General features: G+C 66.6%; 3 protein-coding genes. 1 reads left to right on the plus strand and 2 read right to left on the minus strand.

Features of this window, described 5'->3' with window-relative positions; all coding sequences use genetic code 11:
- Positions 1-611 (minus strand): Uma2 family endonuclease (locus ACLFQI_RS11285; protein WP_410759392.1); only part of this gene is annotated, 611 nt, incomplete at its 3' end.
- A 127-nt stretch (positions 612-738) separates the two neighbouring features.
- On the opposite strand from ACLFQI_RS11285, the gene ACLFQI_RS11290 reads away from it, so the two are divergent.
- Positions 739-2,886, plus strand: coding sequence for a hypothetical protein (locus tag ACLFQI_RS11290; RefSeq protein WP_410759393.1), 2,148 nt, complete (start codon positions 739-741; stop codon positions 2,884-2,886).
- 156 nt (positions 2,887-3,042) lie between these two features.
- Here the strand turns inward: ACLFQI_RS11290 and ACLFQI_RS11295 are convergent, their stop codons facing one another.
- On the minus strand, positions 3,043-5,073 hold the full coding sequence (locus ACLFQI_RS11295) for a TonB-dependent receptor (protein ID WP_410759395.1): 2,031 nt from the start codon (positions 5,071-5,073) through the stop codon (positions 3,043-3,045).
- Positions 5,074-5,267 lie beyond the last annotated feature (194 nt).

Raw genomic sequence — 5,267 nt, forward strand, 5'->3', positions numbered from 1 at the left:
CCCCTATCCTCAATAATCCGACGAAATGCCAGCACCGCATCGTACTGGTCCGGAATCGCAAGACAGCGATCAATGCATTCGGCATCGAGGCCAGGCAACAATTGACTGCTTGCTGCCATCGCGTATCCTTCGGCGGTCAAGACATGAATCTGCAGATGGCCTAAGCGGCAGATCCACACCTCCGCGATGCCCTTGGCCCGATAGAGCGGGAGCTTGCTCAGTGCCTCGCTGGTGATCACCACCTCGATCACCAGATCGGGGACGGGTTTGTCCTGCCCGAAGCAGTAGGACTCGTCCGGTTCTCCAGCGGCAAACGCTGGCTGCTCAAGGGTAAACCCACCGCGTCCGTAGTAGCGCTGGCCTTTGAGCTGACAGTAGGCCTCAACAAAGTAACCGAGCGTTCTCTTATGACGCTCGTGGCGCTCGCCAACCGGTGACATGATTTCGAGCACACCATCGATATAGGTCAGGCGCACGGATTTGTTGTCTGGAAACAGGGCCGAGAGCTGCTGGTAGCGTTCCCAAGAACAGGGCTTGATCAGCACGCGACGCTCGTCGGCTTCGCAACGGTGAGGATCGGACCGGTCCAGCAGGGCCTGTGCTTGCGACATGGAACACCTGTTGTCTTGCTCGGATATTGGCTGTTGGAGGCCGAGCCTCGCAGCCTTAGCGGTAAGGCGGCTATTCTAGCAGTCCGCTGCCGATCGCCCAGCAACCTCTCAGTGCTTCGACGTCCCCATGTCTGCTCCCTCGATCCGCCTTCACCGCATCCTCCTGCTGATCCTAGCCGTCCTGGTCTTCGCCCTCTGCCTCTGGCGCGCCGGGGCGGCGCCGATCATCGAGGGGCTACCGTTCAAGGATTCCGATGACATCATGCGCCTGCTCCAGGTGCAGCGCTGGCTGGAAACCGGCGCTTGGTACGATCTGCATCAGCCTCGGCTGAATCCGCCCGCCGGGGTCGAGATGCACTGGTCGCGGCTGCCAGACCTGCCGCTGGCCGCGCTCATCGGGTTGAGCGAACCGCTGCTCGGTGCCGAGCGTGCCGCGTTGCTCGCGGCTTATCTGGTGCCGGCGCTGCTCGGGGTCGCCTTCTTTGCCGCCTTCGTCTGGGCCGCGCGACCCTTCACCGGGCGCACCGGATTGCTGTTCGCCGGACTGATCGCGATTGCGCTGAACGTGCCGCTGGCGAATTTCGCCGCCGGACGTGTCGATCATCACGGCTGGCAACTGCTGCTGGCAACGCTCAGCGCCGGCGCCTTGCTGCGCATCCTCGCCCTGCTCGGTGCACGACTCGGCACGCGGCTCGGCAGGCAACCGGACGCGCCAACCGGCACCCACCAAGACAGGCAACTGGATGCGCCAAAGGTCACCCACCACAGGCAACCGGATGCGCAATCGACCCATCGGCTGGCCCCGCGCACGCCAGCGCCCTGGTTGGCACCGCTGGCCGGGGTCGCCGGCGCGCTCGGACTCTGGATCGGCGCCGAGGCGATCCCGCCCGTCGCCCTTGGCGCCGCCCTGCTCGGCCTTGGCTGGCTGCGGCATGGACGCCCTGGTGCCGAGCAATTGGCCCGCTATGGGCTGGCGCTCACCGCGACCACAGTGGCGCTCATCCCGCTGGCGCTGGCGCCGGGGGCGCGCGACTCCACCGCCTGCGATGCCTTCTCCTGGGTCAGCGTCGCGCTGGCGGCGGCGGTGGCCTTGTTCGGCCTCGGCGCCCTCGCCGGCGAGCATTGGCTCGCGCGCCGCAGACAGGGGGTACCGCCCAGCCAGATGGCACCCAACGGCCGGATTGGTCATTTCCGCCGGATCGGCCTCCTCAGCCGCTTCAAACACCTCGGCCCCATGCGGACACGGCTGCTCCTCGCCGTCCCCCTCGCCCTGTTCCTGCTCGGCCTGCTCTACGCGCTGATCCCGCATTGCGCCGGCGGCCCCTATGCCGGCCTCGCCGAGCCATCGGCGCAACTGGTCGCGCGCGTCGGCGAGGCGCAACCGCTGCTGAAGGCGCTGCGGGAACGACCCGCGAGCACCGCCTCCTTCATCGCCCTGCCGCTGCTCGCCTTGCTCATGAGCGCCTGGCGCAGTCGGGTCGGCCCGCGCCGCGCGCGCACCGGCTGGCTCGGGCTCACGCTGCTCATCACCGGCGGGCTGCTGCTGATGGGCTGGCAACTGCGCGGCGCCGCGCTCGCCAATCTCTATGCCGGGCTCGCCCTGGCCTGGTGGGCGGCGGCGGTGGGCGCGCGCATCGGCGAGACGCGACACCTGCTGCCGCGCCTGCTGCGTCGCGCCGGGCCGGCGGTGGTGGTCGCCCTGCTGCCGCTCCTGGTCACGCTGACGGTGACCCGCATCGGCAACTCGCCCGCAGACAGCGCCGAGAGCGCGGCGCTGACCAAAGCCGGCAGCCCAAGCGACTCAGGGACCCCAAGCGACTCAGGGGGCGTCAGCGATCCAGGCAACGCGTCGCCGCCCAGCGCCGCGGCGGACCCAGAGGACGCCGAGGCCTGCAACCTACCCGTGATCGCGGAGCTGTTGAATCGACCGCCGTGGCAAGCACAAGCCCCCTTGCTGATCGCCGCGCCGGTCAATCTGGGCGCGCCGCTGCTCTGGCTGACCCCGCACCAGGTGCTCGCCGCGCCCTATCATCGCAACGACGGTGGCATCGAGGCCGGCACGCGGATCTTCTTTCGCGACGCCGAGACGGCGCGGAAGACGCTCGCGCGGCGCGGCGTCGACCTCCTGCTGGTCTGCCCGCACGACCCCGTCGCCACCTATGAACGGCGCGACGGCATCACCCCGTTCTACGATCAACTGCTCGCTGGCGAGACGCCGGATTGGCTCATCGACATTCCGAATGCGGGTCCGGCACGGCTGCTCATGCAGCGTTGACAAAGTGTTGAGACCACCTTGGGCGCCCCAAGCCGAGACCTGCACGAACCCTCATGAGGCATCGAGACTTCAGCAGGGCTGCACTCGCCGCTCAACGCATCGCCCGCTCAAGCAGTCGGCCGATCGCTTCGGCCGGTGCTGGCCTGATCCACTGAATCACCCCCCAAAAGGCACACTCAAACTGAGGCGGATATCGCGCCCCGGGCTCAGCGCATAGCCCTTGTAGGTGTCGAGAAAATCCCGGTACTCGGTATCGAACAGATTGCGCACCGTCAGATCGAGCCGAGCCAAGCGGTTGCCGAAGGCGCGGAAGGCAAAGCCCAGATCGAGATCGGCGAGGGTGTAGGCATCGGTCGAGGCGGTCCCAAAGGGCATCAGGTCGAACTGCGAGAACGGCTCGCCGGGCGCCGCGTCTTTCGCCGCGGCGTGGCGCATACCGAGGGTCAGATAGGGCTCACGGATCGGTCCGCGCTCGGCGAACCAGTAGGTCGCCTCGAGCCGCAGCGAGTCGGCGGGCAGCAAGGGCAGATCCGCATCGGTGCGGTCGTTGGTGCCCCGCACCAGATCCAGGGTGCCGCCGAGTTCGAGCCGATCGGTGACCTGCCAGCGGGCGTCCAGCTCGAGCCCGGTGAGCAGCGCGTCATCCTGTTGGTAGGCGAAGATCGGCAGTCCGTCGCGCGACTCACCGGTGTCTTGCAGATAGATGTAGTCGCTGATGGCATTGCGATAGACGGTTGCACTGCCCTGCAGCCGCGGCCTGTTCCAGCGCAGCCCGAGATCGACGTTGATGGAGTTTTCGGGATCGAGGTCGGGATTACCCTCCTGAATCGCGGCCACCCCGCCATGGACACCATCGGCGTAGAGTTCGAACAGGCTCGGCGCGCGGAAGCCGGTACCGAGATTCGAGGCGATCGCCACCTGATCGGTGAGGCGATAGACGGCACCGAGCGACCCGGTGAAGACCGAGTAATCATTGGAATCGCGGCCGACGAATTGCACCGGCGCCCGTGTCTTGCCGGCATCCCCGGTCACGCTGTGCCAGTCATGACGGAGCCCCGCTTGCAGCGTCCAGTCGCCGAGGTCCTTGCTCTCGAAGGCGAACAGCGCCAGGTTGCTGACCTCGCCGCCCGGGGCCAGCACCGTGGTCCCGCGCGAGTCTTGGATCTTGTTGCTGTACTCGACGCCCAAGGTGCCGCCATCGAAGGGTCCGAGCGGCCCATGAATGGCCTCGAGCCGGGCGACATAGCGATCGAACTCGAGATGGATGGTCCCGTCGTAGCCCGCGCTGAGCAGCGTGCCGGCGCTGTTCGCCCGGCGCAGGTTGTGCTGCCAGGACAGGGTCGGCTTCAGCTCCCAGCCGGAGGCGAGCGGCATGGCACCGGTGAACTGGAGCTGGTCATTGTTCAGCCACAGACCGATGCCTTTGCCCGTCGGCAGCAGAAAGTGGTTCTCGTTGTTCCATTGGTTGTAGCGAACGCCGAATTCGCCAACAGCGGTCAGCACGCCAGCGCCGAACTGGGCGTTGAGCTGATCGAAGTCGGTGAACGGAAGCTCGCCAGTGAACTTGGGATCGCTCGGGTTGCCGGACTCGGCGGCCGTCGCGGCATTGGGGGTGGTCAGATCGCCCGCGGACCGGCCCATGATGCCGGCATCCAGGCTGAAGCGATCGCTGCTCGCGCGGGCCTTGGCGCCGGTATCCCATTGCTCATTGTTGCTGTGGTAGACGAACAAGGTATCGGCAACGGCTTCGCGCTCGCCTGCGGGCATGAACACGAACGCGGGTGCCTGCACATCGACGGCGCCACCGAGCGCCCCCGAGCCATAGAGCAGACTGGAGGCGCCACGCACCACCTCGATACGCCCGGCGAGGAAAGGGTCGATGTTCGGCGGATGGCGCTCGCCATACTGCTGGTAGTCGACACCCACCCCGTTCGACAAGACCTGGATCTGATTGCCGCTGAGGCCGCGAATCACCGGCTTACCGACCATGTTTCCGGCCGTGATCGAGGCGACGCCAGGGAGGCCTTCCAGGGTCTCGCCCAGCGTCAAGCGCTCACGGCGGCGCAGGTCCTCGCCGGCCAAGACGTCGATATCCGCAGCCTGCAACATCGGATCGCCCGGCACCGGCACGCCGGCGGTGACCTCGATGGCATCGAGTTCAATCGAGAATCCTGGGTCGTCGCTCATCGGCTGCGCGAGCACGGCAGCGCTACCCCAAAGGGACCCGATCAGGAGATGGAGAGGGAGGTGTCGCATCAGGCTTGGCCTCGTTGAACGGCAGGGTTTGGGATCCGTCAAAGATGATATAACATATCGCAAGAAACGAGGCCGAAGCAACAGCCGTTGCTTTCTCGATACCCCAACGGAGACCGCAACGACGT

The sequence above is a fragment of the Halochromatium sp. genome (genome assembly GCF_046541315.1).
In the GTDB taxonomy this organism is placed as follows: Bacteria; Pseudomonadota; Gammaproteobacteria; order Chromatiales; family Chromatiaceae; genus Lamprobacter.